Source organism: Hymenobacter sp. BT18 (assembly GCF_012273015.1).
Lineage (GTDB): Bacteria > Bacteroidota > Bacteroidia > Cytophagales > Hymenobacteraceae > Hymenobacter > Hymenobacter lutimineralis.
In genome coordinates this window covers 2,712,764-2,729,290 of sequence record NZ_CP050954.1, presented here as the reverse complement: position 1 = coordinate 2,729,290, position 16,527 = coordinate 2,712,764, and the positions used below count along the sequence as shown (strand labels likewise).

Annotated in this window: 16 protein-coding genes; 8 read left to right on the top strand and 8 right to left on the bottom strand. The window is 62.6% G+C overall.

Annotation, left to right across the window (positions count from 1 at the left end; all coding sequences use genetic code 11):
- The first annotated feature begins 157 nt into the window (after positions 1–157).
- A complete protein-coding gene (locus tag HER32_RS11535) occupies positions 158–1,129 on the top strand; it encodes a phosphatidylglycerol lysyltransferase domain-containing protein (protein ID WP_168681973.1) in 972 nt (323 codons plus the stop codon).
- A gap of 99 nt (positions 1,130–1,228) precedes the next feature.
- Here the strand turns inward: HER32_RS11535 and HER32_RS11530 are convergent, their stop codons facing one another.
- The 3 genes from HER32_RS11530 to HER32_RS11520 form a co-directional block, all read right to left on the bottom strand.
- Entirely contained in the window at positions 1,229–1,501 is a 273-nt protein-coding gene (locus tag HER32_RS11530) for a hypothetical protein (protein ID WP_149071115.1), read from the bottom strand.
- Positions 1,502–1,593: 92 nt separating this feature from the next.
- On the bottom strand, positions 1,594–1,992 hold the full coding sequence (locus tag HER32_RS11525) for a hypothetical protein (protein ID WP_168681972.1): 399 nt from the start codon (positions 1,990–1,992) through the stop codon (positions 1,594–1,596).
- Positions 1,993–2,110: 118 nt separating this feature from the next.
- On the bottom strand, positions 2,111–2,719 hold the full coding sequence (locus HER32_RS11520; protein WP_232066236.1) for a YdeI/OmpD-associated family protein: 609 nt from the start codon (positions 2,717–2,719) through the stop codon (positions 2,111–2,113).
- A 236-nt stretch (positions 2,720–2,955) separates the two neighbouring features.
- Between HER32_RS11520 and HER32_RS11515 the strand changes: the two genes are divergently transcribed.
- Complete coding sequence (locus tag HER32_RS11515) at positions 2,956–3,840, top strand: hypothetical protein (protein WP_168681971.1); 885 nt, start codon at positions 2,956–2,958, stop codon at positions 3,838–3,840.
- 337 nt (positions 3,841–4,177) lie between these two features.
- Complete coding sequence (locus tag HER32_RS11510; protein ID WP_168681970.1) at positions 4,178–5,656, top strand: TPM domain-containing protein; 1,479 nt, start codon at positions 4,178–4,180, stop codon at positions 5,654–5,656.
- A 231-nt stretch (positions 5,657–5,887) separates the two neighbouring features.
- On the opposite strand, the gene HER32_RS20235 is transcribed toward HER32_RS11510, so the two are convergent.
- Positions 5,888–6,085 carry a hypothetical protein gene (locus HER32_RS20235; RefSeq protein WP_232066235.1) on the bottom strand — a complete coding sequence of 66 codons (198 nt, stop codon included), beginning with the start codon at positions 6,083–6,085 and terminating at the stop codon, positions 5,888–5,890.
- Between HER32_RS20235 and HER32_RS20430 the strand changes: the two genes are divergently transcribed.
- Both HER32_RS20430 and HER32_RS11500 read left to right on the top strand, forming a co-directional pair.
- Positions 6,020–6,199, top strand: a complete 180-nt coding sequence (locus HER32_RS20430) for a hypothetical protein (protein WP_410503898.1) — start codon at positions 6,020–6,022, stop codon at positions 6,197–6,199. The two genes, HER32_RS20235 and HER32_RS20430, sit on opposite strands and share 66 nt — an antisense overlap.
- A 270-nt stretch (positions 6,200–6,469) precedes the next feature.
- Positions 6,470–7,318 (top strand): DUF5694 domain-containing protein, encoded by an 849-nt coding sequence (locus tag HER32_RS11500; RefSeq protein ID WP_168681968.1) that lies wholly within the window; start codon positions 6,470–6,472, stop codon positions 7,316–7,318.
- A 151-nt stretch (positions 7,319–7,469) separates the two neighbouring features.
- Here the strand turns inward: HER32_RS11500 and lpdA are convergent, their stop codons facing one another.
- The 3 genes from lpdA to HER32_RS11485 all read right to left on the bottom strand — a co-directional run bounded on the left by lpdA (position 7,470) and on the right by HER32_RS11485 (position 12,356).
- Entirely contained in the window at positions 7,470–8,876 is a 1,407-nt protein-coding gene (lpdA, locus tag HER32_RS11495) for a dihydrolipoyl dehydrogenase (RefSeq protein ID WP_168681967.1), read from the bottom strand.
- 222 nt (positions 8,877–9,098) lie between these two features.
- Positions 9,099–10,628, bottom strand: a complete 1,530-nt coding sequence (locus HER32_RS11490; RefSeq protein WP_168681966.1) for a dienelactone hydrolase family protein — start codon at positions 10,626–10,628, stop codon at positions 9,099–9,101.
- Between the two features lie 66 nt (positions 10,629–10,694).
- Complete coding sequence (locus HER32_RS11485) at positions 10,695–12,356, bottom strand: M1 family metallopeptidase (protein WP_168681965.1); 1,662 nt, start codon at positions 12,354–12,356, stop codon at positions 10,695–10,697.
- Between the two features lie 157 nt (positions 12,357–12,513).
- On the opposite strand from HER32_RS11485, the gene HER32_RS11480 reads away from it, so the two are divergent.
- The 3 genes from HER32_RS11480 to HER32_RS11470 all read left to right on the top strand — a co-directional run bounded on the left by HER32_RS11480 (position 12,514) and on the right by HER32_RS11470 (position 15,784).
- Positions 12,514–14,487, top strand: coding sequence for a sialate O-acetylesterase (locus tag HER32_RS11480; protein ID WP_168681964.1), 1,974 nt, complete (start codon positions 12,514–12,516; stop codon positions 14,485–14,487).
- Positions 14,488–14,563: 76 nt separating this feature from the next.
- Complete coding sequence (gene yedA / locus HER32_RS11475) at positions 14,564–15,493, top strand: drug/metabolite exporter YedA (RefSeq protein WP_149071104.1); 930 nt, start codon at positions 14,564–14,566, stop codon at positions 15,491–15,493.
- A gap of 114 nt (positions 15,494–15,607) precedes the next feature.
- On the top strand, positions 15,608–15,784 hold the full coding sequence (locus HER32_RS11470; RefSeq protein WP_168681963.1) for a hypothetical protein: 177 nt from the start codon (positions 15,608–15,610) through the stop codon (positions 15,782–15,784).
- Positions 15,785–15,853: 69 nt separating this feature from the next.
- On the opposite strand, the gene HER32_RS11465 is transcribed toward HER32_RS11470, so the two are convergent.
- On the bottom strand, positions 15,854–16,504 hold the full coding sequence (locus HER32_RS11465) for a sterol desaturase family protein (RefSeq protein ID WP_149071103.1): 651 nt from the start codon (positions 16,502–16,504) through the stop codon (positions 15,854–15,856).
- Between the last annotated feature and the right edge of the window lie 23 nt (positions 16,505–16,527).

Here is a 16,527-nt window from a genome sequence, read left to right as displayed (position 1 = left end):
AGCACCCCAACCGGTAGCGCCTGCCTGGCCCTATCGGTTGGGGTATTTGCTTAGCAGGCATCTGACCTTGCTTCATCACATGATCAGGGGATTGCAGCACAGGGCGACCTTCTGCTAGCTTGCAGGTAGTATCCCGCCTAAGCCGGCAACCTCCTGTATGACCACTGCCACCCGATTTGAAACACTGCGCCGGTGTGCCTCCGACCCCAACGCCTACGCCGCCTTGCAGCCCGGCCTGCAGTACTTCGACCATCCTTTGGGCTTTGTGGCTTACCGCCGCACCCTGGCCGGCAACGTGGTGCTTGGCGACCCTATTGCCACGCCCCACGAGCGGCCTGATCTGCTAGCCGCATATTTGCGCACGTACCCGAAGAGCATATTCAGCTACCTGAGCGAAGACGGAGCCGCCGCGCTGTTCCAGGTAAGCCGCCGCATGCAGTTTGTGCGCATCGGTACAGAACGCTGCCTGGATCTTACCGCGCCCCTGGCTTTTTCGACGGCCACCTCCGGCGCCCTCAAGAAGGCCCGCAAAGCACGGCTTACCTTGGTTGAGCGCAACCTGGCCACGCTGGATGCGGCCGAGCTTGTCCAGCTGCAGGCCATCAACCAAGTATTCATTCAGCATTCCCCGGCCCAGCGCGAAATCAGCTTTATTTCCCGGCTGCTACAGCTCGCCCCCGAGCCCGACGTGCGGTTCTTTCTTATTCAGGCGGGGCCACAACAGCAACCCCTGGGTTTCTGCGTGCTCGACCCCTGGTATGAGCAGGCCCAACTGAAAGGGTATCAGCTGCACCAGTTTCGGCTGCTGCCAACCAAGATCTGGGGCGTTTATCTGTCGGTAGTGGCTTTGCTGGCCGAGCAGCTCCAAACCGAAGGTTACCAGTGCTTTTCCCTGGGCGGCTGTATCGGGCCCACGGCGGCGACAGGTCAGCAGCTGCCCGTTTCCACGGTTTACGACTACTGCCGGGACGTGACCTTCCGCCTGATTGACCGTTACCACCCCCTCACCAACCTCTCGAAGAGCAAAGGAGAGTTTGCCGGCGCCGACCTCAACCGCTACCTGGCCGCCCCGCATCGGCTGCCCCTTCTTCCGCTGGTGCGCCTGGCCCGGGCCAACCACATTTTGTAAGTACGTCGGCTCTCCCTACGCAAACCGGCTGGCACTTTGGAAGCACCAGCCGGTTAGAACGTCTTAAGGCCGCTTATGTCCTTGCCAGATTTGCGGGGGCTAAATGCTGGCGCCCTCCGTGGAGAGCAGGCTTTCCCCGGTGTTCGGGTCGATGTCCGTGGTAGCCGTTTCGGAGCTGGCAGAGCCGGCGCGACGGGTGGCCAGGTACCCCAGGCCCAATGCTACCAGCGCCGTGCCGCCTACCACTTTTTGCGTGGTGGTGAGCTTGCGCAGGCCGCTGCCTTTGCCCAGCTTTTTCAACGACTTAGCGGCCCCACCGAACAAGGATTTCTTCTTGGGTGCTTTGGCTTTGCTTTTCTTTTTGCTTTTCATGATGCGGTGGTTACTGCGTGGAAAAATCTATTGGAAACAGGTTCGTCTAAGGCTGACTGGGCACCTGCATTTCCTCCGAATACTTGGTTAGTCTACTCGTCGTCGGGGCTGGCAGCGGGGCGCTGGTCGAATGAGCCGGCTGCCTTGGCAGGCTTAGCATGCTTGCGCTCTTTCCGGGGTGGGGCGCTTGCGGGCTGTTCATCCGCTGCTTTCTCTTGAGCCGGGGCCGCCGTTTTTTTGGCGTTGTTCAGCCAGGGTAGGTGAGCATCCAGCCCCGCAAACAGAGAGTCGTTGGCGTCGTTTTTCACCTTATCCAGGTAGAAGTAGCCGGCCGCCAGCAACATCAGGCCACCTACCAGCTTCTGTCCGGAGCTGAGCTTGGCTAGTTCATTAGTCACCTTCCGGTACTTCTTGATGGAAATAGCCGCCGCATCCAAGATATCATCGGATACGGTTTCCTTTTTCGAGTGCTTGTGTTTGTGCTTACCCATAGCGTGCTGGCTGAAGCGTGCGGCGCGGGCCCTACCCAGAGGTCCTGCCCAGGTATTCGCAAGGCCGGGGCCCAGGGTTGCCGGAAAATCATCAGGAGAGCTTTGCAGCCGCCGGAAGTCAGGCCTGGTCGAAGTTGGCGCGCTTGTTCAGGGCGGCCATGCGCACTACCTCGGCCACGCGCCGGGCCCGCGTGGCCGGCTGTTTGGCGGCCAGTACCCAGGTCAACAGCATTTTGCGGGCCGAGGGCGAGAAAGCGGCGAAACACTGGGCCGCCGCGGCATTAGCAGCCAGAGCTGAGGCTAGGTCGCCGGGCACGGTGCCGGCTTCCGCAGCATCCAGAGACTCCCAGGCGCCGTTTTGCCTGGCCCGTTCAATGGCGGCCAGACCAGCGGGCATGAGCAGCCCGGCCGCTTCCAGTCGCTCCAGCCGCTCTTTGTTTACCTTGATCCACCCGCTTTTGGGCTTGCGCGGCGTGAACAGTAGCTGCGTGCGGTCGGCGTCGAGCTTGCGCGGGTGCGAGTCTATCCAGCCAAAGCACAGGGCTTCCTCCACGGCCTCCGGGTAGGTTACGCTGGGCTGGCCGGCGTGCTTCTTAAAATAGACCAGCCATACGCCGGGGCTATTAGCGTGGTGCTCGGCCAGCCACTGCCGCCACTCGGCGCGGCTGGCGGGCTGAACCTGGGCGTAGGCATCGGTGCGGGCCATAGAGGGGGAAGAAGTGGACATGCCTACTTGCCGCTTGCCGTTGGACAACAATCATTAATACGGCGCGGCCGACGAGACGCAAGTATGCGTGTCTACACGCGGACGTCCTACTGATACGGCAAAACAGTTTTTGCCTACCTTGACAATGAGCCGCTTGCGGCCCTTGCGGCAACCAGCTGGCCTACCTTGCCGGAAACAAATAAGCGCCTAACTTTCGCAGGGCGGCTCCGGGTACCGCTTCACTCAATCTGCCGCCGATGATGCCCCTGCGTACGTGGATAGGACTAAGCCTGGCCCTGGCGGGCTGCGCGCCCCAGGTGGCGGTGCAGCGCCCCGAGCCCTTGCCAGCCAGTTGCCCAGCCCCCGCCCAAACGGTGCTGGTGCTGGCGGCTTCCGAGCCCGTTGAAGCCTCGGCCCGGGAGCTGGCCTGCATTCAGGTGCGCCCGTCCCTGCTCTCGTTCGGCACCGACTCGGTGGCCCTCCTGCAGCTGGCTACCACCCAAGCCCGTCAGCTGGGAGCCAACCTGCTACGCCTCGAAAAACCCACCAGTCCAACGGCCGGCTTGCAGGCCCGGGCTTTCCAAACAACCAGCTTGCGCCCCTACGAACAGGAAATCCTCTGGCACCCGGCCCGCCGCCTTACGCCCGCCGATTTTAAGGGCCGCGCCCGGGGTGGACGCTGCGAAGCCGCTACCCACAGCGGCATCCGCTACCGTTGCCGCAGTCAGCCCTGGCAGCGCACCACGCGCCTTACCATCGAAGCCTACTTCGACTGCCGCCACTCTTCCTTTCATCCTTCGCGCACGCCCGGCCAGACGCTGGCTCACGAGCAGCTGCACTTCGACATCACCGAGCTCTACGCCCGCCATCTGGCCCAGCGCCTGCAGGCTGAGGCTACCACTACCCCCGAGCTCACCCGGCGTCACCGCCGCATCTTCCGCCAGCTTATGGCTGAAGCCAACGCCCGCCAGGACCAGTTTGACCGGGAGGTGTACGCCAACCGGACCCGCCTGCTTTTCTGGCGCCGCCAGGTGGCCCGGGAGCTTCAGGTACTGCAGCCCTACGCCAACAAGCAGCTCACCCTGCAAGTGCGCGACGCCCACGAGCAGCTCAGCGCCTACGTGCGCGGCCGTGCGCACTAACGCTGCTACTTGTAGGCATACCGACTTGCTTCTGCTACCACAAGAACCCGTAGCCCTCTGCCCGTCCGAGCGAAGCGGGGAATCTACGTAAACCCTTTGGGAAGTTGAAAAGAACGTGATGCTGAATAGTGTCGAAACCTGGGAAGAACAGCACTGCCCTGATGTTTCAGACGGACACTGCGAAGCCGCCACCCCAGGTTCTTCGCTTCGCCCAGAACAACAATACAAACGACCTTAATCAGGCAGGGTGCAACCAGCTTCAACGCGCAGGCATACACCAGATCTACCTTTCTTGGCCAAACAACCCGCTTTTCGGCCTATGACACCTGTTCTACTGATGCGTAGCCTATTTTTTCGGATCCTGGTGCTGCTGGCCTTGAGAACCGCGGGCAGCTTGGCTGCCGTTGCCCAGGATGACTACCTCACCACCATCCCCGACCCCAAGACCCTGGGCGAAGGCTACGTGAGTGACCCCGACCTCCTGCTGCAGCCCGCCACGGTGCAGGACCTGAACTTCCTCCTGCGCACCCTCGACCAGAGCGGCCGGGCCCACATCGACGTGGTGCTCACGCGCAGCATTGGGGAGGAAGTGCCCAAAACCGCCGCTACAGCCTTGTTCAACCGCTGGAAAATCGGCGCCAAGGACAAGAACAACGGCCTGCTGATGTTGCTGGTGCTGGACCAGCGCCGGGTGGAGTTTGAAACCGGCTACGGCCTGGAAGCCGACCTGCCCGACGTGATTTGCTACCGCATTCAGCAGCGGTATATGCTGCCCGCCCTGCGTGCCCGCGACTACGACGCGGCCGTGCGGGCCGGCGTGGCGGCCCTGCTGCGCCAGCTGGCCACCGGCCGCCTGGAGCCCGCCGATTCGGCCGCGGCCCTGGCCGGGGAGACGGCCCAGACTTACCCGGACGACGCGGCTTACCTGACGGAGGAGCTGACCGCCGACCCCAACGCGTGGGGCGACCTGGAAGCCGTGGGCGTGGTAGCGGCGCTGGCGCTGCTGGCGGTGTGCGGGCTGGTGCTGGGGTTGCGCAGCAAAAAGCCGGCGGCCAGGCCCTGGGTGCTGGTTGTAGGTATTGGGGGAATTGTGGTGCTGGCGCTGGGTGCCGCGGCCCTGGATTGGCCCCTGCCGCCCCTGCTGCTCATGGGGCTCTGCTACGCTTGGCCGGGGCTGTACCTGCACGGCTACCTGCGGGCGGTAAACCGGCTGCTGGCGAGCCGCTACGCCGATAAGAGCCGCCACGCCCGCTACCAGTTCCTGAGCGAAACCCACCACGGCCTGGGCTGGCTGCGGTACTTGTTTCCGCTGGGTATGGCCTTCTACTGGCCCCGGTACCGGCAGCGCCTGGCCTTGCTGCGCGATGCCCCCTACGCCTGTCCCGCCTGCGCCACGCCCATGCACCGCCTCTCCGAAACCGAAGACGATGCCGCCCTGCAGCCGGGCCAGCAGGTAGAGGAGCGCATCCACGCCATCGACTACGACGTGTGGCAGTGTCCCGCCTGCCAGCACCGGCTCACCCTCGACTACGCCAACCTCAGCTCCGACGCCGAACCCTGCCCCAAGTGCCACCACCGCACCCTGGAACCCCAGCCCGACGAGGAAGTGCAGGCCGCAACCACCTCCCACGGCGGCTGGGGCTGGCACGTGCACACCTGCGCTTTCTGCCAGCACATCAAAAAAGAAAAGTACACCACCGCCCAGCTGTCGTCGTCGTCGAGTGGGTCATCGTCGGGCTCATCGTCGGGTGGGTCGTCGTTTTCCAGCAGCAGCGGGGGCAGCTCGGGCGGCGGCGGGGCTGGCAGCAGCTGGTAGGCCCAGCGTCCAAAAGCCGCCAAGCTCCGCGCTACCGCCTTCCGCAAAAAAGCACGGCGAGCAGTGGCGGGTGCCAAAATGGGGGAGGCACACTACCGGCAGTTTCGGGAGAGGCTATCGGTGCCGGGGCAGTAGGCTGGCGTAGTGGTGGCAGTGGCGTAGTGGTGGCGGTGGCGTACCGCAAAGGCCCCGAGCATAAGTGCCCGGCCCCCACGACGACGCCTTTGCCGCCTACCCGTGGGCGCTGAAGAATGCCCCCAGCATCAAGGGCGACGCCAACAGTTTGGCGGTGACGGGCGAAAGTGCCAGCGCGGTGGCTTGGCCTGCGCCGTGAGCCGGCAGGCCCGCGACCAGAAAGTAGCCCTGCCCAAGTACCAGCTGCTGGTCTACCCCACTGCCGGTGCCACTACCAACAGGCCCTCGTACCAAGCCAGCCAAGAAACAGCGCCGCTCAACAAGGCCGGCATGGAGTGGTTCTTCAAAAACTACCTGCGCCCCCCCTGCCGATGGCCAAGACCCGTGCATCAACCTGGTGGCCGCTAACCTGCAGCGCCTGCCCCCACTATCATCATCGGGGCCGACTACGGCCCGCTGAAGAGCGAAGGCAAAACCCTGGCCGACAACCTGAACTCCGTAGATGACGCGTGGACCGAACAAATTACTGCACGTAGTCAAGCTGATTTTTTGACAAAGCACCGCTTCTATCCAGCACAGTTACCCCTGAATAGTCCCTTAACTACATCATTATGTGGCTTGCTGGAAATCAAGCATCTGCCGAAGGGGCTCTACCTTGCAGCCTCTTTAAGACAAGCTATGAAAACACTTCTGCTCCTGCTCAGCAGCCTCTTCCTGGCCCTGGGAGCCACCGCCCAAAACAAGCCCGCCGAGCTGCTGCTGCTGGGCACCTTCCACTTCCACAACCCCGGTGCCGATATCGTCAAGACGAAATCCTTCGATGTGCTGGCGCCTAAGGCCCAGGCCGAGCTGGAGACCATGACCAACCGCCTCAGCCAGTGGCACCCCGATAAGGTGTTTGTGGAGTGGGACTGGAACAACCAGGCCGAGCTCGACGCGCTTTACAAGCTCTACCTGGGCGGGCAGTACGAGCAGGCCATTCAAGCCAAATATCCCCAGCCCGGTCAGCGCGACTTTTACCTGAAAAACGAGATTATCCAGCTGGCCTTCCGCACCGCCAAGAAAGCGGGCCTGCGCCGCGTGTACGCCTTCGACTACCTGAAAACCACGTTCCCCTTCGATAGCGTGCAGAAGGCTATGCAGCAGGCTCACCAGGAAGCCCTGCAGCAGCGCATCGGCGAGCTATTCAAAAAAGTGGAAGCCGACCAAAACCGGAAGCTCAGCACGCTCACCCTCACCCAGCTCCTGCTCGACTTCAATACCCCCGCCAGCATGCGTGAAAACAAAGGCGCCTACCTGGACATGCTCAACAAAGCCGGCAGCGTGGAGAGCTTTGCCGGGTCTTGGCTGGTGTCGGAGTGGTACCGGCGCAACCTCTACATGTACTCGGTGGTGCAGAAAACCGTGGAGCCCACCGACCAGCGCGTGCTGGTGCTGGCGGGCTCGGCCCACACCGCCATGATGCGCGAATTTGCCCAGTACGATTCGCGCTTCCAGCTCAAGGAGTTGAAGGACGTGCTGAAGTAGCACCGCCCGCCTGCTGCCAACGCAAAAGCGGCTGAAGCTCCCGGGAGTTTCAGCCGCTTTTTTGATTGAGCAACGAAGCGGTAGAGATGCTTCGGCTTCACTACGTTCCGCTCAGCATGACGTTCTTCTGCAATGCTGAGCCGTTTTGGGCTTACATGTGAATGGCCCGGTTCTCCGTGGCGGCGAGGCAGGCTTCCTTCATGGCTTCGGCGTAGGTTGGGTGGGCGTGGCTCATGCGGGCTACGTCCTCGGCGGAGGCGCGGAACTCCATGGCCGTTACAGCTTCGGCAATGAGGTCGGCAATGCGGGGGCCAATCATGTGTACGCCCAGGATTTCGTCGGTTTCCTTGTCGGCCAGCACTTTCACGAAGCCGTCGAGGTCCATGGAGGCGCGGGCGCGGCCCGAGGCACGGAACGGGAACGAGCCGGTTTTGTAGGCTTTGCCCTGCTCCTTCAGCTGCTCTTCGGTGTAGCCCACCCCGGCTACTTCGGGCCAGGTGTACACCACGCCGGGGATGAGCAGGTAGTTGATGTGGGGCTTCTGGCCGGCAATGGTTTCGGCCACGAACACGCCTTCTTCCTCGGCCTTGTGGGCCAGCATAGCGCCGCGAATCACGTCGCCGATGGCGTAGATGCCGGGCACGGAGGTTTGCAGGTGCTCATCGACCTTGATGCGGCCGCGCTCTTCCATCTGCACACCGGCAGCTTCCAGGTTCAGGCCCGCGGTGTAGGGGGAGCGGCCCACGGCTACCAGGCAGTAGTCGCCCTCAAACTTCACTTCCTCGCCCTTGGGGTTGGTCGCGGTTACCGTCACGGTGTCGCCCTCGCGGGTGGCGCCGGTCACTTTATGGCTCAGGAAGAACTCAATGCCGATTTTGCCCAGGATGCGCTTGAGCTCCTTGCCCAGGCCGCGGTCCATGGTGGGGATGAGCGAGTCCAGGAACTCCACCACCGACACTTTCGCGCCGAGGCGGGCGTACACCGAGGCCATTTCCAGCCCGATGACGCCGCCGCCAATCACAATCATGTGCTTGGGCACTTCGCGGATATTCAGGGCCTCGGTGGAGGTGATGATGCGCTGCTTGTCCTGCTGGATGAAGGGCAGCACCGTGGGCTTGGAGCCCGTAGCAATGATGACGTTCTTGGTCTCAATCTGCTGGGCCTCACCGCCGGCGGTGGGCGCAATGCTGATGTGGTTCTTATCGACAAACGAGCCGACGCCGTGCAGGACGTCAATCTTGTTTTTCTTCATCAGGAACTGAATCCCGTCGGTATTGGCCTTCACCACCCCGTTTTTGCGGTCGATGAGCTGGTTCATGTTGATCTGCAGGTCGCTCAGCTCAATGCCGTGCTCCTTGAAGGTGTGCGCGGCGTTGTGGTAGTGCTCCGTCGAGTCGAGCAGGGCCTTGCTGGGAATGCAGCCTACGTTGAGGCAGGTACCGCCCAGGGTGTCGTACTTCTCGATGAGGGCGGTTTTGAGGCCCAGCTGGGCGCAGCGGATGGCTGCTACATAGCCGCCGGGCCCGGAGCCGATGACGGTGACGTCGTATTGGTTCATGCTACGATGAATTCAGTGAGAATCAACTACGGGCGAAGGTACGGAAGGTGAATTTGGGAAGTGTCGCGTTTTTAAAAACAACTGTCATCCTGAGCGCAGCGAAGGACCTTATACCAGCCAAACATAAGACGTAACAACGACCTGTGCTACCGGGATAAGGTCCTTCGCTGCGCTCAGGACAACAGCCTTTTTTCCGGTTTTGCTTACCTGGTCCACTCCACCTTACCGGGGCCCGCCGAGGGCCTGCAGGCGCTGGCGGGCGTTGTGGTTGGCGGGGTTCAGCTCCAGAGAGCGGCGGTAGTGCGTAATGGCCGCTTGGATGTCCTTGCTGTTTTCATCGGCTTCTCCCAGCGAGTCGAAGAGGTTGGCGTCGTTGGGGTAGAGCTCCGTGCCCAGGGCGAAGATGGCCCGGGCGGCGGGCAGGTCGCGGGCCTCGCGCATAAGCTGGTAGCCCCAGCTATTCAGCGTACCTTCCGACAAGGCAAATGCAGGTTCCTGCTGCTGCAGGCGGTGGTAGATTTCCAGGGCTTTGTCGAAACCTTGCTGGGCCAGGGCCGCCGCAAAGCCAGCCTGCGTGGGCAGGGGACCACGGCGGGCGGGCAGGTGGTCGAGGCGGGCCATATGCGTCGGCACACCGTTCTGGGTGGGTGTACGGTCCAGAAACTGGCGGCCGGTGGCGTCGTCTTTCAGGGTGGCGTTAAGAAATTCGAGGGTGTAGCGGCAGGTCCAGTGGTAGGCGGCTTCTACCTCAGCGCGGGAGTACTCTGTGAAGTGCGCCGGTCCGGCTACGCGCAGGGCAATGGAAGAAAAGTCGATGTGCTCCATCGGGTTCATGACCATGTGATAGAGGTCCGCATACCTGGCTTCGTTCAGCAGGATGCCCGTCGTTTCCATGCCTTTGGCACTCAGCTCGCGCACCGACTCGGAGCGGCGCTGCACGTAGAGCCACGGTATGGTCAGGCGCACGCGGGACACGGGTTTGGTATCCTCCTGGGCTTTGGTGCCATCAAAGCTGACGATGGCGCTGATGCGCGCATCCTGCGTAGCTGCCAGCGCGTTGGCCAGGCCGCCCCAGCTCCAGCCGGCAGCGGCCACGTGGTCCATATCGGCCTGCGGCAGGGTGTGAGCGTACGACAGCAGAAATTGAATATCCCGCGCTTGTGTGCCAAGTCCTTCGGCGTCGAAGTTCATATCCTTGGTGTGCGTACCCAAGCTGCGGCTGGCCAGCACCACGTAGCCCTGGCTGGCGAGGTATTCGCACAGATCGGCAGCTTCGTGGGCCGTGCCCCCGCCGCCGGCCGCATAAATCACCACCGGAAACTTGCCCGCCACGGCTGGGGCATTCCGCACGGCCCACATGCGCTGATCGAAGAGCTGTTGGGCTTGCTTCTGGCCTACCTGCGCGGCGGCCCACTGCAGCTTGTCGGCCAAGAAAGCGGCGGTTTCGGCATCGGTACGGGTAAAGGTTTCGTCGGTGGCTTCCGTGCGCAGGTAATCGGCGTAGCGGATGGCGGTGCCGCCTTTCTGGGCAGGATACCACACCAGCGTTTGGATGGGCCGGGCCAGCTCGCCGGTGGTCGGTTTCCCGGTTACGGCATCGGTAAGGTCTTTATAGGCCCGGGCGTAATCGAATTGCTGCACCACGCGGAAACCCACGCCGTGGGGGCCTTGCTTGAGGTTGGCAAAACCGGAAGCCGCCTGGGCCACGGCGGTGCAAAAGCACAGAACAACGAGTAAAGCAGTTCTTATCATCGGAAGGGTAAGGGAAACGAGGGGGCAATACTACAACTTCTGCCGGCTTGCCGCCCGCCCCTCAACCTATTCCACCAGCACCCCGATGTAGTAGTTCTGGGTGTCGGCTTCGAGGTTTTCGCGGGTGATGCCGGGCAGCTCCACGGGCTGGAAGTTGCGGGTAGGCGTAATAGTGCGGTACTCGCCGCCGCGGGCCCGCACGCGCACGGGCATGGCAAAGTCCGGCACGTCGGCAATCCAGCGGGCCAGGGTTTTGCCGTCGGGGGTGAAGCGCACTTCCAGGGTGGGCACGTTGGGGTGGCGCAGGTACTGGTTGATGATGGGCGTAAGGTTCTGGCCGCTTTGCTGGTTGAGGTAGCTCACCACCTGCTCCGTGGTCACGGTTTGGTGGTAGAACGTCTGGCTTAGGCCGCGCAGCATCTGGCGCCACTTTGCGTCGTCGTTTACGGTGAGGCGCAGCATGTGCAGCAGAGCCGAGCCCTTGGGGTACATGTCGCCGGAGCCTTCCTGGTTTACCCCGTACGGCCCGATGATGGGCTGGTCGTTGCGAATCCACTTGCGGGAGCCGTGAATGTAGTCGGCGGCCGCGGCCGGGCCGGCGGTGCTTTCCACGAACATAGCCTCGGAGTACGTGGTGAAGCCTTCGTGTACCCACATATCGGCAATGTCCTGGCTGGTGATGTTGTTACCAAACCACTCGTGGCCGCTTTCGTGGATGATAATGAAGTCCCACTGGCTGCCGTAGCCGGTGTCGGAGCGGTCCTGGCCGAGGTAGCCATTCTGGTACTTGTTGCCGTAAGCCACGGCGCTCTGGTGCTCCATGCCCAGGTGGGGCGCGTCCACCAGCTTGTAGCCATCTTCATAAAACGGGTAGGGCCCAAACCAGTACTCAAACGCCTTGAACATGGGCGGCACGTTGGCGGCGAAGTGCTTTTTGGCTTTGGCCAGGTTTTCGGGCAGCACCCAGTAGTCGAGGGTGAGCGGGCCCTTCTCCCCGGTGTAGGTGCCCCCGCTGAAGCGCCGGTAGTCGCCCACGTTCAGGGCCACGTCGTAGTTGTTGATGGGGTTGTTCACAAACCAGTCGTAGCGCGTGTAGCCGTCCTTCAGCTTCGTGACTTTGCGCAGGCGGCCATTCGACACGTCTTTGAGGCCCTTGGGCACCGAGATGCTGATGAGCATGGAATCCACCTCGTCGGACTGGTGGTCTTTGGTGGGCCACCAGATGCTGGCGCCCACGCCCTGGCAGGCCGTAGCTACCCAGGGCTTGCCGGCGGCATCCTGCGTGAACACGAAGCCCCCATCCCAGGGGGCTTTCTTGGCCACAATGGGCTGGCCGGAGTAGTACACCCGAAACTCGTCTTTGGCCCCCTGGCGGATGGGCTGCGGAAACGTGACGAACACGGCGTTGAACTCCCGGGTGAACGGCACCGCCTGGCCCCGGTACTCCACTTTGTCCACCGCTAGGTTGGCAAACAAATCAAACTGCAGGCGGGTGAAGTCCTGGGTGGCCGTGAAGCGAAACAGGTTGGAGCCACTGATGAAACGCTTCTCCACGTCCAGCTTCACCTCGAGGTGGTAGTAGTTGATATCGTAGCAGGTGCGCAGGGGCGTGAGGTAGCCGCGCAGGGAATCGGCCCGGGAGGCCACGGGCTTGGGCTGGAGCAGCTGGGCCGCGGCACCCTGAGTCAGGCTCAGCAGCAGGAGCAGCGGCAGGAAGTATCGGAACATGGAAAGCGACGAAAGAAAGGATAGCAGCCAAGGTACTGCGCCGCCAACAGACGCCCGCGTCCGCGCCCCGTTGCGTGGTACCGAAGCCGGCGGGCCGGCTTTTTTCTTACTATTGGCCGCGCAAAGGTTTGTCCACGTTCAAAAGGCTCTTCCATTGATGATTCGTAGTCTGTTGCTCTTGCTTGGTTTGGGTGCAGTAAGCTCCGCGGCTCAGGCCACCGTTCGTTTGCCCCGGCTGGTGGGTTCCCACATGGTGCTGCAGCGCGACGCCCACCTGCCGCTCTGGGGCTGGGCGGCCCCGGGCGAGAAAGTCAGCCTCACTTTCCAGGGTAAAACGTACGCCACCCAGCCCAACGCCACCGGCAAATGGACACTGACGCTGCCCGCCCTGCCCGCCGGCGGCCCTTACACCATGTCCATTAAAGGCACCAACACCCTGGAGCTAACCGATATTCTGGTGGGCGACGTGTGGCTGGCCTCGGGGCAGTCGAACATGGAGTGGCCCCTACGCGACGCCAACAACGGCCCCCAGGAAATTGCCGCGGCTACCTTCCCGCAGATTCGGCTGATTGACGTGCCCAACGTAATGGCTTCGCGGCCGCAGGCGGAGTTTGGCGGCAACGGCTGGCAGGTGTGCAGCCCGGCCACTGCCGGCGGCTTTTCGGCGGTAGCCTACTTTTTTGCCCGTGACCTGCACCAGCGCTATCAGGTGCCCATTGGGCTGATTACGGCCGAGTGGGGCGGCACCCCCGCTGAGTCGTGGACCAGTGCGGAGGCTCTGAAGGCTCTGCCCGAGTTTACGCCGGCCGTGGAGAAGCTCCGCAGCAACCCGCGCGATATCAGCCAGCAGGTAGCCGACTTTGATGCCCAGGTGGCGGCCTGGCGGCGCAGCCCGGCTGGTCAGGATAAAGGCCACCGGCCCGGTGCCCCGGCCTGGTTCGAGGTGACCTACCCGGCGGCCAGCTGGCCTACTATGCCCCTGCCCGGCGTTTGGGAAGCCACCCCAGGCCTGCAGGCGTTTGACGGGGTGGTATGGTTTCGCCAGGAAGTAACCCTCACGGCCGAGGAAGCCAACCAGGCCGCTCAGCTTAGCCTGGCCCAGGTAGACGACAACGACTCGACCTGGTTTAACGGCACCTTCATTGGCGGCACCAACGGCTACAACGAGCCCCGCCGCTACCCGGTGCCAGCCGCCCTGGTAAAGCCCGGCCGCAATGTGCTGACGGTGCGCGTGGTGGACAACGGCGCGGGGGGAGGCATCTGGGGGGAGGCCAAGGACATGACCCTCACAACCAGCCGCCGCACGGTGCCGCTGGCCGGCAACTGGGCTTATCAGGTAGCCTACGATCAGCAGACCATGCCCCGCAACCCCTTCCCGGCCGGCGCCCAGAATAGCCCCATGGTGCTCTACAATGCCATGATTGCGCCCTTGCTCCCGTATGCCATCAAAGGCGCTATCTGGTACCAGGGGGAAAGCAACGCAGGCCGGGCCGCGCAGTACCGCACCCTGTTTCCAACGATGATTCGGGACTGGCGGCAGCGCTGGGGCCAGGGCGACTTTCCATTTCTGTTTGTGCAGCTGGCCAACTTTATGCCCGACCAGCCCCAGCCCGCCGACTACGAGTGGGCTGAGCTCCGGGAAGCCCAGGCCCGCACGCTCAGCCTGCCGCGCACCGGTATGGCCACCGCCATCGACATTGGCAACCCAACGGACATTCACCCCCGCAACAAGCAGGAAGTAGGCCGCCGCCTGGCCCTGGCAGCTCGGCAGGTAGCCTACGCCGATAAGCAAGTCTTAGCCGCTGGACCCACCTTCGATAAGCTGCAGGTGCAGGGCAAGGAAGTGCGCATCACGTTCAAAAACACGGGCAGCGGACTGGTGTTGAAAGACGCCAGCGGCCCTACCCTCCGGAGCTTTGCCATTGCCGGGGCCGACCGCAAGTTTGTGTGGGCCCAGGGGCGGCTGGAAGGCAACACGCTCATTCTTTCGAGCCCCCAGGTAGCGGCGCCGGTAGCCGTGCGCTATGGCTGGAGCAACAACCCGTTTGCCAACCTCTACAACCAGGAAGGTCTGCCGGCCCCGCCCTTTCGCACCGATACCTGGCCCGGCATTACCGAGGGCGTGAAGTAAACGCACCCGTTGTTCGTAGCCGCTCAGCGCGTTCTGCCGTAGGTTTGGGGGTGCGTATTTTGCCGCCGCCTTTCTCATGCCTGATTCTTCACCTTCCCGCGCTTCCCTTCTCCTGGCTTTTGCGGCGCTTTACATCATCTGGGGCTCCACGTACCTGGGCATTCGGTTCGCCATCGACTCCATTCCGCCCCTCCTGATGGCCGGCACCCGCTATACCCTGGCGGGGGCCCTGCTCTATGGCTTTATGCGCTGGCGGGGCGAGCCGGCGCCCACGTGGCGGGGCTGGGGCACGGCGGTGGTTATCGGCACCTGCCTGCTGGGCTTTGGCAATGGCGGGGTAACGGTAGGCGAGCAATACATTCCCACTGGCCTGGCAGCCCTGCTGGTGGCCACCGTACCCATGTTTCTGGCCTTGCTGGGCTGGCTAAGCGGGGTTTCGGCGCGGCCTACGCCCTGGGTGGCCCTGGGCCTGGGCTGCGGACTGGCCGGCGTGTACCTGCTGGCCCGTACCCCGGGGGCCTCACACGTAGCCCTGCCCGGCCACGAGGGCATCGGCATTATCTGCGTGCTGACAGCTGCCCTAGTGTGGGCCATTGGCTCCCTGTATTCCAAGAAACACCAGCCGGCCCCTTCTCCCTTTGTGTCGGGCGGGATGCAGATGCTCTGTGGGGGCCTGGTGATGGTGGTGGTGGGGCTGCTGCGGGGCGAGGGCGCGGGGTTCAGCCTGGGGGCCGTGACGGAAAAATCCTGGCTGGCTTATGCTTACCTGGTCACGTTCGGCTCCATCGTCGGCTTCACGGCCTATATCTGGCTTCTGCGCCACGTAGAGCCTGCCCTGGCCGGTACCTACGCCTTTGTGAACCCCGTAGTGGCCGTGCTGCTGGGCTGGGCTTTTGCCGGCGAAACACTGAACGCCCAAATGCTGGGCGGGGCAGCATTGATTGTGGTGGCCGTGGTGCTGGTGGTACTGGGCGGGCGGCCCAGAAAGGACGTAGCTGGTAAGTAGGAAGCAACACTCGCAAGAGTACTAAGTCAACTTTTCGCGCCCAAGGGCAGTATCAGGAAAGAAAGCAGCCCACGCGGGCAGCCCCGTTCTCTTCTCTCCCGAAACCACTCCCCTATGAACTCCTTTCGTCCCATGCTGGCTCTGAGCCTGCTTATCGTCCTGACCTTTTCCCTGAGCAGCTGCGAGGTTATCGGGGACATTTTTAAAGCCGGCGCCCTGACGGGCATTATCGGCGCGGTACTCCTCGTGCTGCTCATCTGGTGGCTTTTAAACAAAATCCGCCGCCGGTAGCTCGCAGCACCCATACCCACAAAAAAAGGGAGCCTATCGGCTCCCTTTTTCTTTGTTCCATCTGGCTGGTTAGCTGGCTTTCCGGGTTTCCGGCATGGTGCCAATGATGTGGTCCCAGAGTGTGGTCGATACGCCGAAGGCCACTTCATCCTGGCGGTAGTGGTGTTGGGCATGATGGTGCCACCAGAACTTCAGGAAGTTCTTGGGCGGCGAGTACACGTGAATGGCGTAGTGCACAAACAAGTACAAGGCATAGCCAAACACAAAGCCCGCCAGCACCCCAAACCCGGCATTGCCGAAGGTGAACCGGAAAATAAAGAACAGCAGCGAGGTGACGAATACCGTCAGGATAGGCGGCATGGCCAGACGGGTTTTGTCTTTCGGGAACTCGTGGTGTACCCCGTGCATGGTGTATTGGAACTTGGCCCGGCTAGGCGTAGTGGGCTTCAGGTGGTAGAGGTAGCGGTGCATCAGGTACTCCACGAACGTGAAGAGAAACCAGCCGCCCAAAAACAGCCCAAAGGCCGAAAGCCCCGATAACAGGCCCTGGCTCAGGCTGTAGTACAGGCTCACGGCGGCTACGCTAAAGAAAATGCTGAGGGGAGCCGCAATGTGGGTATGGGTAAGGCGCTCCAGCAGCGGGTTTTCAAACAGCTGGGCAGAGCCTTTGTGCTTGGGTTTATGCAGTTGTCCCGAGGTTGGGGCAGCTTTCTGTTCCATGGTACTGCAACGAAGGTTTCAAA

Excerpts from the sequence above, each read along its gene's own strand:
- HER32_RS11535 (WP_168681973.1), top strand. The coding sequence starts at position 158 with ATGACCACTGCCACCCGATTTGAAACACTGCGCCGGTGTGCCTCCGAC.
- HER32_RS11530 (WP_149071115.1), bottom strand. The coding sequence starts at position 1,501 with ATGAAAAGCAAAAAGAAAAGCAAAGCCAAAGCACCCAAGAAGAAATCC.
- HER32_RS11525 (WP_168681972.1), bottom strand. The coding sequence starts at position 1,992 with ATGGGTAAGCACAAACACAAGCACTCGAAAAAGGAAACCGTATCCGAT.
- HER32_RS11520 (WP_232066236.1), bottom strand. The coding sequence starts at position 2,719 with ATGTCCACTTCTTCCCCCTCTATGGCCCGCACCGATGCCTACGCCCAG.
- HER32_RS11515 (WP_168681971.1), top strand. The coding sequence starts at position 2,956 with ATGATGCCCCTGCGTACGTGGATAGGACTAAGCCTGGCCCTGGCGGGC.
- HER32_RS11510 (WP_168681970.1), top strand. The coding sequence starts at position 4,178 with ATGCGTAGCCTATTTTTTCGGATCCTGGTGCTGCTGGCCTTGAGAACC.
- HER32_RS11500 (WP_168681968.1), top strand. The coding sequence starts at position 6,470 with ATGAAAACACTTCTGCTCCTGCTCAGCAGCCTCTTCCTGGCCCTGGGA.
- lpdA (WP_168681967.1), bottom strand. The coding sequence starts at position 8,876 with ATGAACCAATACGACGTCACCGTCATCGGCTCCGGGCCCGGCGGCTAT.
- HER32_RS11490 (WP_168681966.1), bottom strand. The coding sequence starts at position 10,628 with ATGATAAGAACTGCTTTACTCGTTGTTCTGTGCTTTTGCACCGCCGTG.
- HER32_RS11485 (WP_168681965.1), bottom strand. The coding sequence starts at position 12,356 with ATGTTCCGATACTTCCTGCCGCTGCTCCTGCTGCTGAGCCTGACTCAG.
- HER32_RS11480 (WP_168681964.1), top strand. The coding sequence starts at position 12,514 with ATGATTCGTAGTCTGTTGCTCTTGCTTGGTTTGGGTGCAGTAAGCTCC.
- yedA (WP_149071104.1), top strand. The coding sequence starts at position 14,564 with ATGCCTGATTCTTCACCTTCCCGCGCTTCCCTTCTCCTGGCTTTTGCG.
- HER32_RS11470 (WP_168681963.1), top strand. The coding sequence starts at position 15,608 with ATGAACTCCTTTCGTCCCATGCTGGCTCTGAGCCTGCTTATCGTCCTG.
- HER32_RS11465 (WP_149071103.1), bottom strand. The coding sequence starts at position 16,504 with ATGGAACAGAAAGCTGCCCCAACCTCGGGACAACTGCATAAACCCAAG.